Here is an 18,925-nt window from a genome sequence, read left to right as displayed (position 1 = left end):
CGTCACGCGGGGCCCGCCGCCCGTCACGCCGGGCCCGCCGCCCGTCCCCGCCTCCCGGGGACGGGTGGGAGACGGGGACCGCGGCCTCGGCGTCCGCACGGAGTCGGGTGGGAGCCGAGACGAGGAAAGTTATCGCCGTGAGGCGGAGGTGTCGTTCCTTCGCAGGGGTGAAGCATTGGCCACGCGTTCGCGCTCGGCAAGACGATCCGCTGCCAGGCGATCCGCTGCTAGGCGATCCGGTCGACGGCGACCATCGCGACGTCGTCCACCAGGCGGTCCTCGGTGTGCACGACGAGGCTCTGGTGCAGTCGGTCCAGGAACTCCCGGGGGGTGCGGGCGTGGCCCACCGATTCCATGTGTTCGGGCAGGGCGAAGAAGTCGTTGTCGCGGTTGCGGGCCTCGATCACCCCGTCGGTGTGCAGCAGCAGCCGGTCACCGGGCACGAACGGATAGCGCTCCGGCCCGGCGGGCGGGCCCGTCATGAGGTCCTCCAGGCCGAGGGGCGGCTGCGGTGAGCCGGGCACCAGGGCCTGAACCCTGCCCCGGCGCAGCACCATCGGGGGCGGATGGCCGCGGTTGACCACCTCGACCACGGATCCGTCCGGCACCTGGGCCACCAGTGCGGTGACGAAACACTCCCCCTCCGGTCCGCCGTCGGCCGCCTCCTCGGCCGCGGACTCCCGTCGCAGCGCTGCGGCACAGTGGTTCATGACCTCTCCCAGGTCCTCGTCGTAGTGCGCGGCCTCCCGGAAGGCACCCAGCACGGCCGCGGCCGAACGTACGGCCGGCAGCCCCTTGCCCCGGACGTCCCCCACGATCATCCGGACCCCGTACCGGGTCTGCACGGCCTCGTACAGATCGCCGCCGATCTGCGCGCCCGACTCGGCCGCGAGATACATGCTGGCCGCCCGCAGCGGTCCCAGCCGCGCGGGGACGGGGTGCAGCAGGACGCTCTGCGCCGCCGCGGCGATGCGGCGGATCTGGTCGAGTTCGCCCTGTCTTCGCGCCTGCACGGAGTTGCTGGTGGTGACGCTGGCCACGGAGACCACCAACAGGCCCAGGAGGTTGCCGTAGACGTGCTCGCCGCGCCATGCCCCATGGATGGTGGCGCTGATCAGCGTGACGGCGAGGGCTCCGGCCGCCGCCGCCAGGATGCCCTTGGGGCCCATCGTCAGCGACGCCAGCGCGGGCATCGCGGTGAGCAGCGGGCCGGTGTACATCATGTGCCCGGGTGAGAGCTCTATCCCCAGCCCGAGCAGCACGATCAGGAACGGCACACTCTGGGTGAGTCTGAGCAGGACCTCGTGACCTCCCCAGCTCCGTTGCCGGGTTGATCGGGAGTGCAACCGCATGAGTACAGCCTGCCTCGCTGACGATGAGGGTTCCACTTGCCGCCGGTCACCCCCTTGGCAAGCTTGATTAATTCATATTTAATGGCTTGCGGGCCCTCGACGGGACGGCCCGCCTCCGTGTTGTCGCCGTACCAGAGCCACCCCCGGGAGCTTGCGCGTGGACCTTCACCGCCCTGCCGAACACCGCCCTGTCGCAGGCCGGTTCGCCGGCCGTTGCGTCGTCGTCACCGGAGCGGCCTCGGGAATCGGTGCCGCCACGGCACGCCGGCTCGCCGCGGAAGGCGCCGCCGTGGTGCTGGTCGATGTGCTCGACGAGCCGGGCGAGGAGACGGCCGCGGCCATCAGGAACGCCGGCGGGAGCGCCGTCTACCGGCAGGGCGACGTCTCGGACGAGGCGGCGTGGGCGAGCGTCGTCGACACGGCGCGGGAGCGGTTCGGTCCCGTGTCCGCGCTGGTCAGCAACGCGTACACCGTGCGTGTCGCCTCCGCCGACGCCATCGACCGGGCGGAGTGGGACCGTCAGCTCGCCGTCAGCCTCACCGGGAGCTTCCTGGGATTCCGCGCATGCCTGGACGACCTCCGCGCCACCGGTGGCAGCGCCGTGTTCGTGTCCTCCGTGCACGCTCTCGTGGGCATGCCCGGGCGCCCGGCCTACGCGGCGGCCAAGGCCGCGCTGACCGGGCTGATGCGGCAGCTGGCGGTCGAGTACGGCGGCCCCGGAGTGCGCGTGAACGCGGTGCTGCCCGGACCGGTGCTGACCCGCGCCTGGGACGGCATCGGTGAAGCGGACCGGAAGGCCAGCGCGGAACAGACCGCACTGGGCCGTCTGGGACGGCCCGAGGAGGTGGCGGGCGCCATCGCCTTCCTCCTGAGCGCGGACGCGTCGTTCGTCACCGGGGCCTCGCTCGTCGTCGACGGGGGGTGGAGCGTGCTGAAGACCTCGTCGTAGGCGGGGCACGTGCCGGCCGAGCGACCTCTCTCCCTCACCCAGCGCAGGAGCGTTCCCTTGAAAATCACCCGCATCGAGACCTTCGCCGTTCCGCCCCGCTGGCTGCTGTGCCGGGTAGAGACCGACGCCGGCGTCGTCGGCTGGGGCGAGCCGGTCGTCGAGGGCCGGGCCGCCACGGTGCGTACGGCCGTGTCCGAGCTGGCCGAGCTCCTGGTCGGCCGGGATCCGTTGCGGATCGAGGACCACTGGCAGGTGATGACCAAGGGCTCCTTCTACCGGGGCGGGCCGGTGCTCTCCAGTGCCGTGGCGGGGCTCGACCAGGCCCTGTGGGACATCGCGGGCAAGGCGCTGGGCGTGCCGGTGCACGTGCTGCTGGGCGGGCCGGTGCGCGATCGTGTGCGCGCCTACAGCTGGGTGGGCGGCGACGAGCCCGCCGAGGTGGCCGATGCCGTCGCGGCCCAGGTGGAGGCGGGTTTCTCGGCGGTCAAGATGAACGCCTGCGGCCGGATGAACCGCCTGGCCACGACGCGGGACATCGACGAGATGGTGGGTCGGGCGGCCGCGGCGCGGGAGGTGCTGGGCCGGGACAGGGACTTCGCCGTCGACTTCCACGGGCGTTTCACCGTGGCCAACGCGCGCAAGGTCCTGCCGCACCTGGCTCCGTTCAATCCCCTCTTCGTGGAGGAGCCCGTGCTGCCGGAGTACACCCACCTGCTGGAAGACGTGGTCGCCGGCACCGCGGTGCCCGTCGCCACGGGCGAGCGGCTGTACTCGCGGACCGACGTGCTTCCCGCCCTTCAGGCCGGTGTGGCCGTGCTCCAGCCGGACCTCTCCCATGCGGGAGGCATCTCCGAGGTCCGCCGTATCGCCGCGCTCGCCGAGACCTTCGACGTGCCCGTCGCACCTCACTGCCCGCTCGGCCCGGTCTCGCTCGCCGCGAGCCTCCAGATCGCCTTCAGCACCCCCAACTTCCTCATCCAGGAACAGAGCATCGGCATCCACTACAACAAGGGCGCCGAAGTGCTCGACTACCTCGCCGATCCGGAGGTGTTCCGCTTCCACGACGGGTGCTTCCTGCGCCCCACCGGGCCGGGTCTGGGCATCGAGGTGGACGAGAAGGCCGTACGCGCCGCGGACGGCAGCAGCCCCGACTGGCGGGGCCCGGTCTGGCGGCACCCGGACGGGTCGTTCGCCGAGTGGTGACGGCGCCGGCCGGCCCGTGCGGCCCGCACCCGCCGCGCTCGTCGACGTCCCTCTCGTCGACGTCCCTCTCGTCGTCGTCCCCGTCACCGCTCTCGTCGCCCGCCTTCGCCGACCCCAGCCCCCAGGAGCCGCCCCCGTGGACCCGACCGATCTCACCACCCTGCTGAGCCGTGACCGGCTCGCCGCCATCGTGCGCGGACGCTCGGCACCCGCGGCCCTGCGTACGGTGCTCACGCTCGCCGAGGAGGGCGTCGGCCTGATCGAGGTCTCCCTCACCACCGACGGCGCCTGCGACGTGATCGCCGAGGCCGTCCGGGAGGCCGGCCAGGACGCCTTCATCGGCGCCGGAACCGTCGTCACCCGGGACGATGTGCTGCGTGCGCGGGACGCCGGCGCCACCTGGGTGGTCACACCCGTGGGCGGTGACGCCGTCACCGCCGCCGTACAGCAGGGGCTGCCGGTCCTGGCCGGGGCGCTGACCCCGACCGAGGCGGCCACCGTCATGGCGGAGGGCGCCACCGCCGTGAAACTCTTCCCGGCCTCCCTGGGCGGACCGGCCTACCTCAGGGCGCTCAAGGACCCCTTCCCCGACATGCCGCTCGTCCCCGTCGGGGGCGTGGACGCGGAGGCGGCGACGGAGTACTTGGCGGCCGGCGCTTTCGCCGTCGGTGTGGGATCGCCGCTCGTCGGCGACGCCGCGCACGGCGGGGACCTGGAGGAACTGCGGCACCGGGCACGTCGGTTCCGTTCGGTCTGCCGGCGAGAGGAGCCGAGCGCGTGACGCCCCGCGCCACAGCCGAGGTGGCCGCCGGACAGGCCGTGGCGGCCGACGTCCTGACCTTCGGCGAGACGATGCTGTCGCTGCAGACGGAGGGACCCGTCGCCGTGGGCGCGCCGGCCCGCACCACGCTGGCGGGCGCGGAGTCGAACGTCGCCATCGGGCTGGCCCGGCTGGGACACCGTGTCTCCTGGGCCGGCCGTCTGGGAGCCGACGAGCCGGCCCGCCTGATCCTGCGCACGCTGCGCGGCGAAGGCGTGGACGTACGCCACGCGACGACCGACCCGGACGCGCCCACCGGTTCCATGCTGCGCGAACGCCTCGTCGCCGACGTCGCCCGCGTGCACTACTGGCGTACCGGGTCGGCCGCCTCCCGCCAGCGGCCCGAGCACCTGACCGGCGCCCTGACCGCGGGCGCCCGCATCCTGCATGTCACCGGCATCACCTGCGCCCTGGGGCCGGATCCCCGCACGGCGGTGGCGAGCGCGGTCGGGCACGCCCGCGAGCACGGCTGGACCGTCGTCCTGGACGTGAACCACCGGGCCCGGCTGTGGAGCCGGGAACAGGCCGCTCAGGTTCTGCGTCCCCTGCGGGGCGGCGTCGACGTGGTCATCGCCTCGGACGACGAGCTTCCCCTGATCGCGGGCGACGACGACACCGACGACGAGGAGGCCCGGGTGGCGGAACTCCTGGCGGCCGGAGCGCGCGAGGTGGTCGTCAAGCGCGGACGCGACGGCGCCGAACTGTACGGCGCCGACGGCCACCGCGTACGGCGGCCCGCGCGTCCCGTGCCCGTCGTCGACACCGTCGGCGCCGGGGACGCCTTCTGCGCCGGTTACCTCTCGGGGCTGCTGGACGGTCTGCCGCCGGCCGAGCGGCTGCGCCGGGCGTGCACCACCGGCGCGTTCGCGGTCGCCACCGCCGGTGACTGGGAAGGGCTCCCCCACCGCGACGAACTCACCGTGCTGGACGCCCCGCCCGGCAGCGCCATCCGTTGATCCCCCATCGATCGCGCGGCCCGGGGGACACCGGTTCGTCGATCGCGCGTCCCCGAACAGACCGGCCCGTCCATCGCGCAAACCGGAGAGACCCGCCATGCCCTCGGACAACAGCATTCCCGCGGTCGACGCCGCCGCCTTCGCACCGGCCGCCACGGACTTCGCACCCGCCGCCACGGACCGGCTCGAGCTGGGAGAAGGCATCCGCCTCCTCGACGACGGCCGGGTCGTCCTCGTCGACATCCTCACCGGCCGCCTTCTGGCCCTGCCCACCCACCGCGACGCCCCGTTGACACCCCTCGCCCAACTCGGGGATCCCCTCGGCGCGGTGGCGCCCGTGGGCCGCGGGGACGGCTTCCTCGCCGCCGCCGGCACCGGCCTGGTGCGCCTCGCGCCCGACGGCTCACTCCTCCGTGCCACGACCCTGCCGGACCTGGAGGGTCCGCCGCGCCGGCGGATGAACGACGCCGTCTGCGACCGGCAGGGCCGGATGTGGGCCGGCTCGATGGCCTACGACGCCGCCCCCGGCGCGGGGGCCGTGCACCGGATGGACCCGGACGGAACGGTGGTCAGGGTCATCGACGGTCTCACCGTGCCCAACGGCCCGGCCTTCAGCCCGGACGGAACCACCATGTACCTGGCGGACAGTGCCCTCGGCACCGTGTACGCCCACCGCGTCGACCCCGCGACGGGAACGCTGTCCGACCGCCGCGTCCTCTTCCGGCTCGCGCCCGGCACCGGCAGCCCCGACGGCATGACCGTCGACGACGAGGGCCGTGTGTGGTCGGCGATCTGGGGAGCAGGCGAGATCCGCTGCCACGCCCCCGACGGAACGCTCCTGCTGACCCTCGCCGTTCCCGCGGCGCAGCCCACGAGCGTGTGCCTGACGGGAAGCGAACTGCTGGTGACCACCGCCCGGTACGGCATGGAGGCCCCCGGCCCGCTGGACGGTGCGGTGCTGTCGGTGCCCTGCCGGGTCACCGCGCCCGCGGCGGCGGCCGCACCGTCAGGCGCCGGGATTCATACCGTGAATCCTCAGGCGCCGCGCCGAAATTCATAAATAATGGCCAGCGGTTAGACTGCTGCCACCAGCCACCACCATCCCTCTCACTTCGAGGAGAACCGCATGGCGTCCTACTCCGGCCGAGGCGTGCACGGGCAGGTCGTGCACAAGCTGGGCGCCCGCATCGTGGGGGGTGAGTTCGCCGAGGGCGAGATCCTGGACATCGGGGCGCTCGGCAGCGAACTGGACGTGAGCCTGACCGTGATGCGGGAGGCCCTGAAGGTGCTGGCCGGCAAGGGACTGACCGACGCACGGCAGAAGCGCGGCACCTATGTGCGGGAGCGGGCCCACTGGAACCTGCTCGACGCCGACGTGATCCGCTGGCGCATGGAGACCGGCGACGGCGCCCACCTGCTGCGTGACCTCGCCGACGTACGCTCCATCGTCGAACCGGCCGCGGCACACCGCGCCGCCCTGCACCGCACCGACGCCGACCTGACCGCCCTCGAGGCCGCCCTGGACGCCATGGGCCGGGCGCAGGTGGACTCCGCCGCCGCCGCCGAGGCGGACGTCGCGTTCCACCGGGCCCTGCTCGCCGCCACCGGGAACGAGATGCTGCGCCGGATGGACATGCTCCTGGAGCCCGGACTCCGGGAGCGCGACCGCATGGTCCACACGCACGGCGATGCCGACGACCCCGTGCCCAGTCACCGTGCGGTCCTGGACGCCGTCCGCGACCAGGACCCGGCACGCGCCGAGTTCGCCATGCTGGATCTGCTGGCCAAGGCCGCCGAGGACATCGAACACGTGACTCACCTGCCCGGCACCGCACCGCGCTCCTGAGCACGGAGTTCCTGAGCACGGAGCTCCTGAGCGCCGACGGCCCGCTCTTGCGCACCCGGCGGCCCGGTCGGCCCCATGGCCGGCCGGGTTCCGCGGTGTCGCCCATGCGTTTCCCGAGTTCCTTGATGGAGTGGGGACGTGGCGTTCGCGGATTCGGCCGGTGGAAGCGAGCCCGTGCCGCCCGCCCGCTCGGCGCCCGAGCGCGCGCGGCGGTCCTGGGCGCCGCTGCTGGCGGTCTGCACCGGGTACTTCATGGTGATCCTCGATGTGACGATCATCAACGTGGCGGTGCCGGTGGTCGGCCGTGACCTGTCCGCCTCACTCACCGGCATCCAGTGGATCACGGATGCGTACACACTGGTCTTCGCCGGGTTCCTGATGACCGGTGGCGCCCTGGGCGACCGGCTGGGGAGCCGGCGCGTCTTCTGCTCGGGCGTGGTGGTGTTCACGGCGTCGTCGGCGGCGTGCGCGTTCGCGCCCAGCACCCTCTTCCTCATCGGGGCCCGGCTGGTGGAGGGGTTGGGCGCGGCGCTGATCGTGCCCGGTTCTCTCGCCCTGCTCCAGCAGGCCTACCCGGCCCCGGGCACGCGGGCGCGGGCCATCGGGCTGTGGGGTTCGATGGCGGGCATCGCGGCCTCCGCCGGGCCGCTGCTGGGCGGGCTGCTGGTCACCACGGTGGGCTGGCGGTGGGTCTTCCTCATCAACCTGCCGGTCGGCGCGGTGTGTCTGGCGCTGACAGTGCGGCACGTGTCCCGCTCACCCCGGCACGCCGACCGGTCCCTGGACTGGCCGGCGCAGTGCGCGGTCGTGGCGGCGGTGGCCCTGCTGACCGCCGCCCTCAACGAGGCCGGACGTCGCGGCTGGTCCGATCCCGCCGTCCTCGCCGGACTGGGACTGGCCGCGGCGGCCGCCGCGGCGTTCGCGGTGCGCGAGCGGCTCGCCGGCTCCCCCGCGCTCCCGCTGAGCGTGCTGCGCTCGCGCGCGATGAGCGGTGGGGCCGTCATCGGCCTGCTGTTCAATTTCGGCTTCTACGGCATGGTGTTCACCGCCAGCCTGGACTTCCAGCGCCGGCGGGGTTTCAGTGCCCTCGACACCGGGCTCGCGCTGTTCCCGGCGGTGGCGATGACCATGTTCGCCTCCGTCCTGTCCGGCCGGCTGACGCGGCGCACCGGCGATCGTCCGCTGGTGGTCTGCGGCATGCTCCTGGCCGCGCTGGGGCTGGCCGGCTGGGCGGCGGCCGGAGCCGATGCGGCCTACCCGCTGCTGGTGGCTCCGATGATGGCCGCCGGGTTCGGCACCTCCTTCGCGCTGACCGGCTCGACCGCCACGGTGATGGCAGCCGCACCGGCGGGGTACGCGGGGGCCGCCTCCGCCCTGTTCAACACCACCCGTCAGATCGGCAGCGCCACGGGTGTGGCACTGGGAGGCAGCCTGCTCGCCATGACCACCGCCGGCGCCTCCGGGCTGCGCACGAGCATGGCCGTCGGCGCACTCGCCTTCCTCACCGCCGCGGGCCTCGCATGGCGGTGCGTACCGGCGAAGCGCACGGTTGCGTGACATCCGTCACACCGACTCGGCCAACTATGCGTCCGGAGTAGTAGAGGACGCTCTGGCGACATATGGGACTTGTCCGGCTTGACGTGGGCGTGTGTCACGGCGGGCATGACGGGACGGCGCCCGCTCGACAGCGCCGCTCCTTCTGGTGCGGCGGCGGCCTTCTGACGGCACGGCAGTACGCGGCGAAGGCCGCACAAGCCCGGCCAGCACGCGCGCGCTCACCTTTGCAAGGGCCAACTTTGCCTACGAAGGCCGATAGTAGAAGGGGTCTTTGTGCTCCCGGTAAAGGCGTTCTAAGAATGACGATCACAGCACGTCGCCGCAGTAGTTCGGCAGCGCACTGACGTGCGGAGCCACTCACGTAAGGAGCGCTCGGCGATCACCGAGTGAGGTCACGCATGAGCAAGCATCGCAAAAAGCAGCCTTACCGGCGGATAGTCATCGCCGCCGCAGCCGTCGGCGCTCTGGGAGTGCCGTCCATCGCCCTGGCCTGCACCGACTGGCCGGGCGGTGGAGAAGGCCAGTCCCATCGCGCCGGGGCCGAGGCGACCACGACGTCGTGGCAGCACACCGACGGCGGGCGCCGGCACGGGCACGGTGACCGGCACGGTCACAAGAGTGCGGAGCCGACCCCGACGGCGTCGGCGACCGCGACCCCCACGCCGAGCGCCCCGAGGCACAGCGCGCCCAAGCACAGCACCCCCAGGCACAGCACGCCGAGCACCGGCGCGCCCCAGCACAGGACCACCGCGCCCACGCGCACCGTGCACACGACCGCCACCCCCCGGCACACGGCAGGCGGCTCCTCCACGGCCCCGAAGACGACGACCGCCCCCACCGCCACGGCCACCCCCTCGCAGAGTGCTCCGCAGCCCACGGCGACGGCGTCCGGGGACACCGCCCGTGTGGTGCAGCTCGTCAACGCCGAGCGGGCCAAGGTCGGCTGCTCACCCCTGACCGTGAACGCGGACCTCACCAAGGCCGCACAGGCGCACAGCGAGGACATGGCCGCCCACCGGAACATGTCGCACACGGGATCCGACGGGTCGTCCCCGGGCGACCGGATCACCCGCGCCGGCTACACCTGGAGCTCGTACGGCGAGAACGTCGCCTACGGCTACTCCACTCCGGAGCAGGTCATGTCGGCCTGGATGAACAGCCCCGGCCACAGGGAGAACATCCTCAACTGCGGGTACAAGGAGATCGGCGTCGGTCTCGCCCAGCCCGGCAGCTACTGGACCCAGGACTTCGGCACCGAACGCTGACACCGCTCGCCGGCACGTGGGACCGTGGTCTCACGGCCGGCGAGGCTGGTTGAAGCGCAGCATGTTGCCGGAGGGATCACGGAAGGCGCAGTCGCGGACGCCGTAGGGCTGGTCGGCCGGCTCCTGCAGCACCTCGCCGCCCGCGTCGCGAATGCGCGCGAAGGTGGCGTCGCAGTCGTCGGTCTGGAAGATGACGGCGCGCAGCAGCCCCTTCGCCAGCAGCTCGGCCATGGCCTGGCGGTCGGCGGCCGAGGCGCTCGGGTCCGCGAGGGGCGGTTCGAGGACGATGTCCACGTCGGGCTGCGAGGGCGCTCCGACGGTCACCCAGCGCATCCCCTCGTACCCGACGTCGTTGCGCACCTCCAGCCCGAGAACGTCCCGGTAGAAGGCCAGCGCCTTGTCGTGGTCGTCGACGGCGATGAAGCAGGTGGAAAGCTTGATGTCCATGTGCTTCACGCTACGAGCGGGGGGCCGGCTCCGCTCCCCCGTTCCGGACGGGCCGCATATGGATCTTGGCGATGCAGGGCGGGATGGCGGCCCCCTCGTCGTGGCCGCGGGCCCGGTACGAGCTCGGGCTCTCCCCGACCAGTTCGGTGAAGCGGGAACTGAACGAGCCCAGCGACGTACAGCCGACCGCGAAGCAGACCTCCGTCACCGTCATGTCGCCCCGCCGCAGCAGCGCCTTGGCCCGCTCGATCCTGCGCGTCATCAGGTAGCTGTACGGCGTCTCCCCGTAGGCGGCGCGGAAGCTGCGGGAGAAATGGCCCGGTGACATGAGGGCGACACGCGCCAGCGCCGCCACGTCGAGCGGCTTCTCGTAGTCGCGGTCCATGACATCACGGGCCCGGCGCAGCCGGACGAGGTCTTCCAGCGTCACCGGCCCAGCATCGCACAGCGCGACCGCCGCCGGCGCGGTTCCGAGTGGTGTAAAGGTTTCTTGACATCCATGAAGTGTCAAGGCACCTTTACACCGTGAGCGACACCGAAGACGACGCCCTGCGGGCCGCCGACGCGGCCGACCGGCAGGTCATGGCCTGGACTCTGAAGGCCGACGCGGAGCTCGCCGTGAGCGTCCTCATGGGCGACCGGGAGACATCCGGCGAACCGGTGCTGGCCGCGCTCGCGGCCTCCCGCGGTCTTGCCCGGGTCGTCGACGACATCCAGCGCACCCTGGTACGCCAGGCCCGGAACCGCGGGCTGAGCTGGGCGGCCATCGGCGAGATGCTGCACGTGACCCGGCAGGCCGCGTTCCAGCGCTTCGGCGGGCCGGGGGAAGCGGCGGGCGCGGGCGGCACCCCGGAGGCCGCCGCCCTGCTGCCCGGTGCGGCCGAGGAGGCGCTGCGCGTGCTCGCACTGTTCACGGAGCAGCGGTGGGAGGAGATGCGCTCCCGCTTCGATTCCCGTATGACGCAGGCGGCCCCGGCCGACCTGCTGCGCGCCGTCTGGCAGAAGGCCGAGCGTGAGCGCGGTGCCTTCCAGGCCATGGGTACGCCGTCCGTCCGGGCCGTCTCCGGCTACACCGTGGTCGACGTTCCGATGGCGCACGAACGGGGCGAGTTGCTGCGGCGGGTCGCCTTCGACGCCGACGGACAGGTGGCCGGCTTCTTCGTGCTGCCGGCAGAAACGGAACGATCATGACAGAGTCGCACCGCCCGCACGGTCCGGCGCCCTTGCCGGCCGCCGGACCCGGCGGCGGGCGCCGGCACGCGCACGCCGTCCTCCTCGTCCTCGCGTCGCTTGCGCCGCTCGCTCTGTACTACCTGCTCCGGCCGGTCGTCCACAGCGACGGGACCTCGCTGGCGATCGCCGCGGCCGCCCCGGTCGGCCTGGCCCTGGCCGCGCCGCTGACCGGACGCCGTTCGCTGTGGGGCGGCCTGCTGGTCGCCGCGGGTTTCGGTCTCGCGCTCGCCGCCACGGTGCTCTCCGGCGGGAGTTCGCTGCCAATGAAGCTGTACCGTCCGCTGGCGACCGGCGTCTTCGGCCTGGCCTGCCTCATATCGGTCGCCGTACGACGGCCGTTGGTGGAGCACCTCCTGCGGGCCGCCGCCCGCCGCGACCCACGGGTGCGCGCCGCCCTCGCGCGCGCCGCCGACGCCGCTCGGCTGCGACGCCGTCTCACCGCCATCACGCTGATCGTCGGAGTCGTCTGCCTCGCGGAGGCGGCGGTCACCGCGGCGCTCGCCTTCTCCCTCTCCACGGGCGCCTTCCTGGTGACCTCGCGCGTGGTCCGATGGGCCGTCGCCGCACTCGGCGTGGCCGCCGCGCTCCTCTACCGGTACCGCACCGCCAAGGGCCGGCCGCGGCCGGCCAAGGGGAGCGCGACGGCCGGCGGGCAAGCCGCGGACGACGGACACGGCCACAGCGCGCCCCGGACCGCCTGGTTCGGCCCCCGGCGGCACGGCTTCGGCTGGGGCCCTCGCACCTGGCAGGCCCGCCTCGTCGTCCTGACCGCCGCCGGCGTCCTGATCGCGCTCAGGCTCGTCCTCGGCTCGCACTGATCGACAGGATGAAGGGCACGCCGAGATCGACCTGCGGGACGGACGCGTCGCGGGTAGCGTGCCGAGGGGTGGTCACAAGCACCCGTACGCCCACGCACACAGGTCGTAACCATGTCGCACACCGCAGACGATCTGAGCAAGGATCCCGCACCGGATCCCGCCGAGGACAACGCGTACTTCCCCTCGCCGTACTCGCTGAGCAAGTACACCTCGCCGAAGACCGACTTCGACGGGGTGCGGCACAAGGGCGCCTACACCGGGGGCCGGTGGAAGGTGCTCATGATCGCGGCCGAGGAACGCTACGTACTGCTGGAGAACGGCAAGATGTTCTCCACCGGCAATCACCCGGTCGAGATGCTGCTTCCGCTTCACCACATGATGGAGGCGGGCTTCGGCGTCGACGTCGCCACGGTGACGGGCTACCCGGCGAAGCTGGAACTGTGGGCCATGCCGCGGGAGGACGAAGCGGTCCTGGCCACGTACGAAGCGCTCAAGCCGAAGCTCAAGCAGCCCAAGAAACTCTCCGAGGTCGTCGCGGAGGGCCTGGGAGGGGATGCGGACTACATCGCGGTCTTCATCCCGGGCGGGCACGGGGCCGTCGTCGGCCTGCCGGGCAGTGCGGCGGTGGGCCGGACGCTCGAGTGGGCTCTGACGAACGACAGGTTCATCGTCACCTTGTGCCACGGTCCGGCCGCGCTGCTGGCCGCCTCGCTGGGCAAGGAGGAGAACCCCTTCAAGGGGTATTCGGCGTGCGTCTTCCCCGACGCGCTCGACAAGGGCGCGAATCTGGACATCGGCTACCTCCCCGGCCGCCTGCCGTGGCTCGTCGCCGACCTGCTCGGCAAGGAAGGGCTGAACGTCGTCAACGACGACATGACCGGCAGGACGCACCGGGACCGGAAGCTCCTCACGGGTGACAGCCCCCTCGCGTCCCACGCGCTCGGTCTGCTCGCCTCCGGCGCCCTGGTGGAAGCGGCCCGGGCCGCCGGCTGACGCTTCCCGGAGACCGGAGACCGGAGACCGGACACCGGCACAGGGACCTCAGGGGGACATGTGTGCGCCGATGTCCTCCACGCACTGCCGCAGCGCGGGTGCGTGGGCGCGGAGTTGGTCGGCTTCGGTGAGGATGACCGTGGCCGCGAGGGAGACCGCCAGGGGCGGGGTGCTCTCGGGGGCTCGGGGCAGCGCGGCGGCGATGGAGCGGACGCCGATCTCGTTCTCCTCGTCGACCTCGGACCAGCCCCGCTGCCGCACGAGGGCGAGCTCGGCGCGGAGTCGGCCGGGATCGGTGATCGTGCGGGGTGTCACCGCCGGGAGCGGTCCGGACAGGAGCTGTTCGCGTTCCTCCTCCGGCAGCGCGGCGGCGAGGGCCTTGCCGAGCGAGGTGGCGTGCCACGGGTTGCGGGTCCCCTCGGCGCTGCGCAGCTGAAGGTGCTGGGTGCCCTGCACGGAGAGCACGAGCAGGACGTCGGCGCCGAGGAGGATGCCGGCGATGACAGGCAGCCCGGTGCGCGCGGCCAGGCGGCGCATGGGTGCCGCGGCGGCGGAGTAACCGGCGGGTGAGCGCTGGAAGCCCCGGGACAGTTCCAGGACGCGCCAACCCAGTGCGTAGCGCCGGGCGTCCTCGTCGTAGGTGGCGAACCGCTCCTCGACGAGCCGGCCGAGGATGCGGTGGGCGCTGCTGACGGGGAGCCGGGCGGCGCGGGCGGCGGCGCTCACGCCGAGTCCGGCGGGGTGCTCGGCCAGCACGGTCAGCAGCCGCAGTCCCCGGCCCAGCATGTCGTCGCCGGATGGTGTGGTCACCGTGTACGCCTCCGTGGTTCCGTGCCGCCGCCGCGGGTGGGTGCGGCGGCCGTCGGTGCCTCGCTCGGCCGCCGCGTCGACGATCACGGTACCGGGACCGGCCGGGAGGCCGTCGGTTCGGGGACCGCCAGGGTCAGCCCCGCGGCGAGCAGGGCGCAGACCGCCATCAGCCCGAAGGCGCCCGCGTCGCCGAACTGCGTCCCGCGCACCCAGCCGACCAGATAGGTCCCGGCGAAGGAGCCGAGCGCGCCGAAGGAGTTGACCAGGGCGACGGCGGCGCCCGCGATCCCGGGCGGGGCGAGCGTCGAGACCAGGGCGAAGTACGGTCCGTACGGCGCGTACAGGCACAGGCCCGCGACGACGAGCAGGGCGAGGGCCACGGGGAAGTGGTCGCCGGCGGCGTAGGAGGCGAGGAGCGCGAGGCCGCCGCAGCCCAGCCACGGCCACACGGCGGCGCGGCGCCGGCCGCTGCGGTCGGACAGGCGGGAGTTGAGCAGCATCGCGCAGGCCGCGCAGGCGTACGGGATGGCCGTGAGCAGTCCGGTGGCGCCGATGCCCTCGCCGGAGCCCTTCTTGATGATGGCGGGGAGCCAGAAGACGAAGCCGTACATGCCGAAGGACCAGAAGAAGTACTGGGCGGCCATGGTCAGCACCTGGGTCGAGCGCAGCACCGTGCGGTACCGCTGGCGCAGGGTGCCGGACACGGGCGGTGCGGCGGCCTGTTCGGCGGCCAGGTCGGCGCGCAGCAGGTCCAGTTCGTGGGCGGGCAGGCGGTGTGTCCGCTCGGGGCGGTCCTTGATGAGCCGCAGGCAGCACAGTCCCCACAGGACGGAGGGCACGCCTTCGGCGATGAACATCACGCGCCAGTCGGAGACCGACACCAGCCAGCCGGAGACCGCCGACAGCCACATCACGGTGACCGGGTTGCCGAGGATGAGCAGGGTGTTGGCGCGTCCGCGCTCGCCGCGCGTGAACCAGCGGCCGAGCAGCATGACCATCGACGGCAGCACCGCGCCCTCGACGACGCCGAGCGCGAAGCGGACCGCGATCAGCTGCGCGGGACTGCTGAGCAGCCCCTGGGCGACGGCGAGCAGCCCCCAGGCGACGGTCGACCAGGCGACCAGCCGGCGGGCGCTGCGCTGCTCGGCGTAGATCGTCCCGGGGATCTGGAAGAAGAAGTAGCCGAGGAAGAACGACGCGGCGATGAGGGAGTCGGCCCCCGCGGACAGATGCAGGTCGTCGGCCATGCCGCCGGCGGACGCGATCGCGTAGTTGGACTTGTCGAGATAGGCGAGCGAGTACGTGACGAACGCGACCGGCATCATGTGGCGGGCGCGGGCGGACCTCCAGAACCCGGACTGCGCGGCCTTGGCTCTGCCGGTGTCGGTGGCAGGTGACGTCGCTGTCATCCCTGACCCCCTGTTTTCCGTGAGATGGAAAGTGTTTCACTGGACGGGAAGAACCGTACGAGAAGGAGAGCCCGATGACCAGAGCCCTTCACGACACCGCCACCGACGCCACGGACGTACTCGTCCCGTGGCCGGACCTGGACCGGCGGCACGGGCCCTGGCCCGCGGGCGTCGGGGTGCACGTCTGGGACGGTGTGACACCGGGCAGCGAACCCGCCGAGGACGTACTGGCGCGTGTCGGCCTGTGGGTGATGCCCTACGCCGTACCGGACGCCGTACGACTGCTGCCGCGGTTGCCGCGCCTGGGCGCGGTGCAGTCGCTGAGCGCGGGCGTGGAGAAACTGCTGCCGCTCCTGCCCCCCGGGGTCGGCCTGCACAACGGCCGCGGCCTGCACGACGCCTCCACCGCCGAGCACGCGCTCGGCCTGATCCTCGCCGCGCAGCGGGACCTGCCACAGTGGGTCGCCGACCAGGCCGCGGGACGCTGGGAACCCCACTTCACGCGGTCCCTCGCGGACACGACGGTGACGATCGTCGGCTACGGCTCCATCGGCGCCGCCCTCGAACAGCGCCTGCTCGCCTGCGAGGCCCGCGTCGTCCGCGTCGCCCGCCGGGCACGCCCCGAGCAGCACGTCCACGCCGTGGCCGAGCTGCCCGACCTGCTCCCGGCCACCGACATCGTCGTCCTGGTCCTGCCCGAGAACCCGGGCACGGCCGGGCTCCTCGGCGTCAAGGAGCTGGCCGCTCTGCCCGACGGCGCCCTGGTCGTCAACGTCGGCCGCGGCCGCACGCTCGACACCGAAGCGCTGCTCGACGAGACCCGCGACGGCCGGCTGCGCGCCACGCTGGACGTCATCGACCCCGAACCCCTGCCCGCCGACCACCCCCTGCGCCGGACTCCCGGGGTCCTCATCACCCCTCATGTGGCCGGTGGCTCCGCGGCGTTCCGCCCGCGCGCCGAACGCCTGATCGTCGATCAGGTCCACCGCTTCGCGACCGGCCGCCCCCTCCTCCACCCCTTCCCACGCGACTGACCCGCCTCACGGGCGGCCCGCGCACCGTGAGACGGGTCGGCGATGGAGTCAGGACTGGGGGCGTTTCCCGTGATTCGCCTGGTGGTTGCGGCGGGACTTCTTCTTGCGGCGTCGCTTCGAGGACACGGGAACCTCCTCACGATGGGGGGCGTATACCAGGGCGCCACCTGTCGCCTATATAAGGGCACAACAGGCATTTCCACTCCGCATCCTTCCACAGCGGTCCTGGTGCCGCGATTCCGGTGCGCATGGCCACCGGCCGGTCGGCACCCGGATCCGGAAGCGGTCAGCGTGGTGCGATGCGACATGTGGTGACCGATGCCGACACCGCGGAGTCGGTGGGCAGCGGTGATGTGCCGGTGCTCTCCACCCCGCGCCTGATCGCGTGGATGGAGGCGGCGACCGTGGAGGCCGCCGCACCCTTCACCGCGACGGGTCAGACGACCGTGGGCACGGCGATCCGCGTCGAGCACCTGCGCGCCACGCCCGTGGGCGGCCGCGTGGAGGTCGCCGCCGCGGCTCCCGCCGCGCCCGCGGGCCGGCGCCTCACCTTCCTCGTGCGGGCCGTCGACGGTTCGGGCGCGCTCGTCGCGACCGGGGAGATCGACCGGGCGATCGTCGATCGCGGACGGTTCCTCGCCGCGACGGCCGGCCCCGGAGCGGGCCGCTGACCGCCCGTCCGCCCGGTCCCTGTGCCACGCCGTCCGTGCTCGTCGCGCTGTCCGTCTTGGCCGCGCTGTCCGTCTTCGGCGCGCTATTCGTCGCGCTCGAAGTCGGCCTCCCATTCCTCCTTGTCCAGCGCCCGCTGGGCGGCGAAGTACAGGTCGTACACGAAGCTGCGGGCCTGCTCGGGCGACAGGGCGGGCGCCTCGCGCAGCAGCCGTTCGGTCCAGGCGGAGATGTTCTCGTCGTCGCTCATGAATCCAGCCCACTGCCTTCTCGCGCCGCCCGCCACCGCAACCGTCCGGACGGCTGGTGCGGTACCCCGGCTCACACGGGCGTGTGGCCCTCCAGGTAGTCGCGTACGGCATCGGGCAGCCCGGTGTTCCCGGACCGTCCGGAACGGACGAGCTCCGCCGCGGCGACCCAGCGGATCCGCTCCGGGGCGAGCCGCGCCCCGTCCGACGGCGCCTCGGTGAGCAACTGGCACACGACCGCCACCGGTGCGCTCGCCTGCGCGCCCACCGCCGCCGCCGAGCCCAGCGTCGCCGAGCCGTCGACGAGGTAGCCGGTGAGCTCGTGGACCACGCGCGCCGCGGTGGCCGGCGCCGTCTCGGCCGGCTCCGGGGTGCCCGCGGGCAGCCGCCAGTCGCCGTCGGGCTGTTCCACCAGCAGTACTTGTCCGTCGTACATGACGACCGCCCGCACCACGCTCTCGGCAGCCCGTTCCGGCGCCATGGCCCCCACCTTCCCGTCGCTCTTCACACGGCCCGCAGGGCAGCTCGGTCTCCACCGCCCGTCCCGTCCTCCTACCCGGGGTCGGACAGTTGACGCCCTGCGACGGGAGTGCTGCCCTGCCTGCTCCCCGGTCGCGCCGGCGGCCCGCGGCGGGACGAGCGGCATCGTGACGATCTCCGCATTACGCTGCACATAAGGATGTTCTCCGCACAACCGCACCACGGGAGCAGGAATGGCCGGTGAGCCCAGACCGATCAGCGGCGAAGCCCGTCGCGCACTCGAACAGGAGCTCGCCGATCTGCGCGCCGAACGCGCCACGGTCGCGGCGACCCTCGGCGGTACGGATTCGCCGGGGGACGCCGCCGACCAGGCCGATGAACTCCAGCGCGCCAACCAGCTGGAGCGCCTGGACGACCGCATCAACCGGATCAACGACCGGCTGCGCGAGTCGGCCGCCGCGCGGCTGCCCAGCACCGACGCGGTCGGTGTGGGCTCCACGGTCACCGTCCGGTTCGCGGACGGGACCGTGGAGACGGTTCAGATCAGCGAGATGGCCGAGGAGCGGGCCCACACACTGGTCACCGCCGACAGTCCGCTCGGCCGTGCCCTCCTCGGCCGTCGTGCCGGCGACTCCGTCGGATACGACGCTCCCGACGGGCCGTCGACGGTGACCGTGCTCTCCCTGGGTGAGCCGGGGGAAGGCACCTGACGGTCAGGAGACGGGCGGCCCGGCCGTCTCGGCCGCTGTTGTTTCGTCGCTCGGGGCGGGGTGGTGGACGGTGCAGTGGAGGGTGTCCTTGACGACGTCGGCGACGATGGTGTCGCCGGGTTCGGC

General features: G+C 72.9%; 21 protein-coding genes. 14 read left to right on the top strand and 7 right to left on the bottom strand.

The genetic code is table 11. The annotated features are described in order from the left end of the window. Positions 1-227 precede the first annotated feature (227 nt). The gene (locus ABZ484_RS31200; protein WP_358869273.1) at positions 228-1,277 is read right to left on the bottom strand and encodes a PP2C family protein-serine/threonine phosphatase; all 1,050 of its coding nucleotides are present in this window, start codon (positions 1,275-1,277) and stop codon (positions 228-230) included. Between the two features lie 232 nt (positions 1,278-1,509). On the opposite strand from ABZ484_RS31200, the gene ABZ484_RS31195 reads away from it, so the two are divergent. The 8 genes from ABZ484_RS31195 (at position 1,510) to ABZ484_RS31160 (ending at position 9,948) form a co-directional block, all read left to right on the top strand. Then, complete coding sequence (locus ABZ484_RS31195) at positions 1,510-2,301, top strand: SDR family NAD(P)-dependent oxidoreductase (protein WP_358869272.1); 792 nt, start codon at positions 1,510-1,512, stop codon at positions 2,299-2,301. Between the two features lie 57 nt (positions 2,302-2,358). Beyond that, positions 2,359-3,504 carry a galactonate dehydratase gene (gene dgoD, locus ABZ484_RS31190; RefSeq protein WP_358869271.1) on the top strand — a complete coding sequence of 382 codons (1,146 nt, stop codon included), beginning with the start codon at positions 2,359-2,361 and terminating at the stop codon, positions 3,502-3,504. A 136-nt stretch (positions 3,505-3,640) separates the two neighbouring features. After that, entirely contained in the window at positions 3,641-4,285 is a 645-nt protein-coding gene (locus tag ABZ484_RS31185; RefSeq protein ID WP_358869288.1) for a bifunctional 4-hydroxy-2-oxoglutarate aldolase/2-dehydro-3-deoxy-phosphogluconate aldolase, read from the top strand. A 71-nt stretch (positions 4,286-4,356) separates the two neighbouring features. Further along, positions 4,357-5,280 (top strand): sugar kinase, encoded by a 924-nt coding sequence (locus tag ABZ484_RS31180; protein WP_358869287.1) that lies wholly within the window; start codon positions 4,357-4,359, stop codon positions 5,278-5,280. A 97-nt stretch (positions 5,281-5,377) separates the two neighbouring features. Continuing rightward, a complete protein-coding gene (locus ABZ484_RS31175; RefSeq protein WP_358869270.1) occupies positions 5,378-6,340 on the top strand; it encodes an SMP-30/gluconolactonase/LRE family protein in 963 nt (320 codons plus the stop codon). Between the two features lie 66 nt (positions 6,341-6,406). Beyond that, a complete protein-coding gene (locus ABZ484_RS31170; RefSeq protein WP_358869269.1) occupies positions 6,407-7,126 on the top strand; it encodes an FCD domain-containing protein in 720 nt (239 codons plus the stop codon). Between the two features lie 174 nt (positions 7,127-7,300). Further along, the gene (locus tag ABZ484_RS31165; RefSeq protein ID WP_358869286.1) at positions 7,301-8,683 is read left to right on the top strand and encodes an MFS transporter; all 1,383 of its coding nucleotides are present in this window, start codon (positions 7,301-7,303) and stop codon (positions 8,681-8,683) included. Positions 8,684-9,081: 398 nt separating this feature from the next. Continuing rightward, positions 9,082-9,948, top strand: coding sequence for a CAP domain-containing protein (locus tag ABZ484_RS31160; RefSeq protein WP_358869268.1), 867 nt, complete (start codon positions 9,082-9,084; stop codon positions 9,946-9,948). Between the two features lie 30 nt (positions 9,949-9,978). Here the strand turns inward: ABZ484_RS31160 and ABZ484_RS31155 are convergent, their stop codons facing one another. Continuing rightward, entirely contained in the window at positions 9,979-10,395 is a 417-nt protein-coding gene (locus tag ABZ484_RS31155) for a VOC family protein (RefSeq protein ID WP_358869267.1), read from the bottom strand. Between the two features lie 10 nt (positions 10,396-10,405). Beyond that, positions 10,406-10,825: a helix-turn-helix transcriptional regulator gene (locus tag ABZ484_RS31150; protein WP_358869266.1), complete on the bottom strand. Its 420-nt coding sequence runs from the start codon at positions 10,823-10,825 to the stop codon at positions 10,406-10,408. A gap of 95 nt (positions 10,826-10,920) precedes the next feature. Here ABZ484_RS31150 and ABZ484_RS31145 point away from each other — a divergent pair, with 95 nt between their 5' ends. The 3 genes from ABZ484_RS31145 to hchA all read left to right on the top strand — a co-directional run bounded on the left by ABZ484_RS31145 (position 10,921) and on the right by hchA (position 13,439). Continuing rightward, positions 10,921-11,586: a DUF3887 domain-containing protein gene (locus ABZ484_RS31145; RefSeq protein WP_358869265.1), complete on the top strand. Its 666-nt coding sequence runs from the start codon at positions 10,921-10,923 to the stop codon at positions 11,584-11,586. Then, complete coding sequence (locus tag ABZ484_RS31140; RefSeq protein WP_358869264.1) at positions 11,583-12,446, top strand: VC0807 family protein; 864 nt, start codon at positions 11,583-11,585, stop codon at positions 12,444-12,446. Before ABZ484_RS31145 ends, ABZ484_RS31140 begins: the two co-directional genes overlap by 4 nt. A 111-nt stretch (positions 12,447-12,557) precedes the next feature. Then, on the top strand, positions 12,558-13,439 hold the full coding sequence (hchA, locus tag ABZ484_RS31135) for a glyoxalase III HchA (RefSeq protein WP_358869263.1): 882 nt from the start codon (positions 12,558-12,560) through the stop codon (positions 13,437-13,439). 48 nt (positions 13,440-13,487) lie between these two features. On the opposite strand, the gene ABZ484_RS31130 is transcribed toward hchA, so the two are convergent. Together ABZ484_RS31130 and ABZ484_RS31125 are read right to left on the bottom strand one after the other, a co-directional pair. Further along, on the bottom strand, positions 13,488-14,336 hold the full coding sequence (locus ABZ484_RS31130) for an IclR family transcriptional regulator (RefSeq protein ID WP_358869262.1): 849 nt from the start codon (positions 14,334-14,336) through the stop codon (positions 13,488-13,490). Then, positions 14,333-15,658: an MFS transporter gene (locus ABZ484_RS31125; protein WP_358869261.1), complete on the bottom strand. Its 1,326-nt coding sequence runs from the start codon at positions 15,656-15,658 to the stop codon at positions 14,333-14,335. The genes ABZ484_RS31130 and ABZ484_RS31125 overlap by 4 nt, the downstream gene beginning before the upstream one ends. Before the next feature lie 74 nt (positions 15,659-15,732). Here ABZ484_RS31125 and ABZ484_RS31120 point away from each other — a divergent pair, with 74 nt between their 5' ends. Both ABZ484_RS31120 and ABZ484_RS31115 read left to right on the top strand, forming a co-directional pair. Then, positions 15,733-16,692 (top strand): 2-hydroxyacid dehydrogenase, encoded by a 960-nt coding sequence (locus ABZ484_RS31120; RefSeq protein ID WP_358869260.1) that lies wholly within the window; start codon positions 15,733-15,735, stop codon positions 16,690-16,692. Positions 16,693-16,991: 299 nt separating this feature from the next. After that, positions 16,992-17,363, top strand: a complete 372-nt coding sequence (locus ABZ484_RS31115; protein WP_358869259.1) for a thioesterase — start codon at positions 16,992-16,994, stop codon at positions 17,361-17,363. A gap of 83 nt (positions 17,364-17,446) precedes the next feature. Here the strand turns inward: ABZ484_RS31115 and ABZ484_RS31110 are convergent, their stop codons facing one another. Both ABZ484_RS31110 and ABZ484_RS31105 read right to left on the bottom strand, forming a co-directional pair. Next, positions 17,447-17,611, bottom strand: coding sequence for a hypothetical protein (locus ABZ484_RS31110; protein WP_167413952.1), 165 nt, complete (start codon positions 17,609-17,611; stop codon positions 17,447-17,449). A gap of 71 nt (positions 17,612-17,682) precedes the next feature. Then, a complete protein-coding gene (locus ABZ484_RS31105) occupies positions 17,683-18,090 on the bottom strand; it encodes an NUDIX domain-containing protein (RefSeq protein ID WP_358869258.1) in 408 nt (135 codons plus the stop codon). Between the two features lie 232 nt (positions 18,091-18,322). On the opposite strand from ABZ484_RS31105, the gene ABZ484_RS31100 reads away from it, so the two are divergent. After that, positions 18,323-18,799: a GreA/GreB family elongation factor gene (locus tag ABZ484_RS31100; protein WP_358869257.1), complete on the top strand. Its 477-nt coding sequence runs from the start codon at positions 18,323-18,325 to the stop codon at positions 18,797-18,799. The last annotated feature ends 126 nt before the right edge of the window (positions 18,800-18,925 follow it).

The sequence above is a fragment of the Streptomyces sp. NPDC006393 genome (assembly GCF_040628575.1).
Classification (GTDB): domain Bacteria; phylum Actinomycetota; class Actinomycetes; order Streptomycetales; family Streptomycetaceae; genus Streptomyces.
The sequence above is the reverse complement of the archived record's forward strand: the minus strand, read 5'-3'. Positions and strand labels throughout refer to the sequence as shown.

Excerpts from the sequence above, each read along its gene's own strand:
- ABZ484_RS31105 (WP_358869258.1), bottom strand. The coding sequence starts at position 18,090 with ATGGCGCCGGAACGGGCTGCCGAGAGCGTGGTGCGGGCGGTCGTCATG.
- ABZ484_RS31110 (WP_167413952.1), bottom strand. The coding sequence starts at position 17,611 with ATGAGCGACGACGAGAACATCTCCGCCTGGACCGAACGGCTGCTGCGC.
- ABZ484_RS31180 (WP_358869287.1), top strand. The coding sequence starts at position 4,357 with ATGCTGTCGCTGCAGACGGAGGGACCCGTCGCCGTGGGCGCGCCGGCC.
- ABZ484_RS31175 (WP_358869270.1), top strand. The coding sequence starts at position 5,378 with ATGCCCTCGGACAACAGCATTCCCGCGGTCGACGCCGCCGCCTTCGCA.
- ABZ484_RS31140 (WP_358869264.1), top strand. The coding sequence starts at position 11,583 with ATGACAGAGTCGCACCGCCCGCACGGTCCGGCGCCCTTGCCGGCCGCC.
- ABZ484_RS31100 (WP_358869257.1), top strand. The coding sequence starts at position 18,323 with ATGGCCGGTGAGCCCAGACCGATCAGCGGCGAAGCCCGTCGCGCACTC.
- ABZ484_RS31155 (WP_358869267.1), bottom strand. The coding sequence starts at position 10,395 with ATGGACATCAAGCTTTCCACCTGCTTCATCGCCGTCGACGACCACGAC.
- hchA (WP_358869263.1), top strand. The coding sequence starts at position 12,558 with ATGTCGCACACCGCAGACGATCTGAGCAAGGATCCCGCACCGGATCCC.
- ABZ484_RS31170 (WP_358869269.1), top strand. The coding sequence starts at position 6,407 with ATGGCGTCCTACTCCGGCCGAGGCGTGCACGGGCAGGTCGTGCACAAG.
- ABZ484_RS31160 (WP_358869268.1), top strand. The coding sequence starts at position 9,082 with ATGAGCAAGCATCGCAAAAAGCAGCCTTACCGGCGGATAGTCATCGCC.
- ABZ484_RS31115 (WP_358869259.1), top strand. The coding sequence starts at position 16,992 with ATGCGACATGTGGTGACCGATGCCGACACCGCGGAGTCGGTGGGCAGC.
- ABZ484_RS31120 (WP_358869260.1), top strand. The coding sequence starts at position 15,733 with ATGACCAGAGCCCTTCACGACACCGCCACCGACGCCACGGACGTACTC.
- ABZ484_RS31125 (WP_358869261.1), bottom strand. The coding sequence starts at position 15,658 with ATGACAGCGACGTCACCTGCCACCGACACCGGCAGAGCCAAGGCCGCG.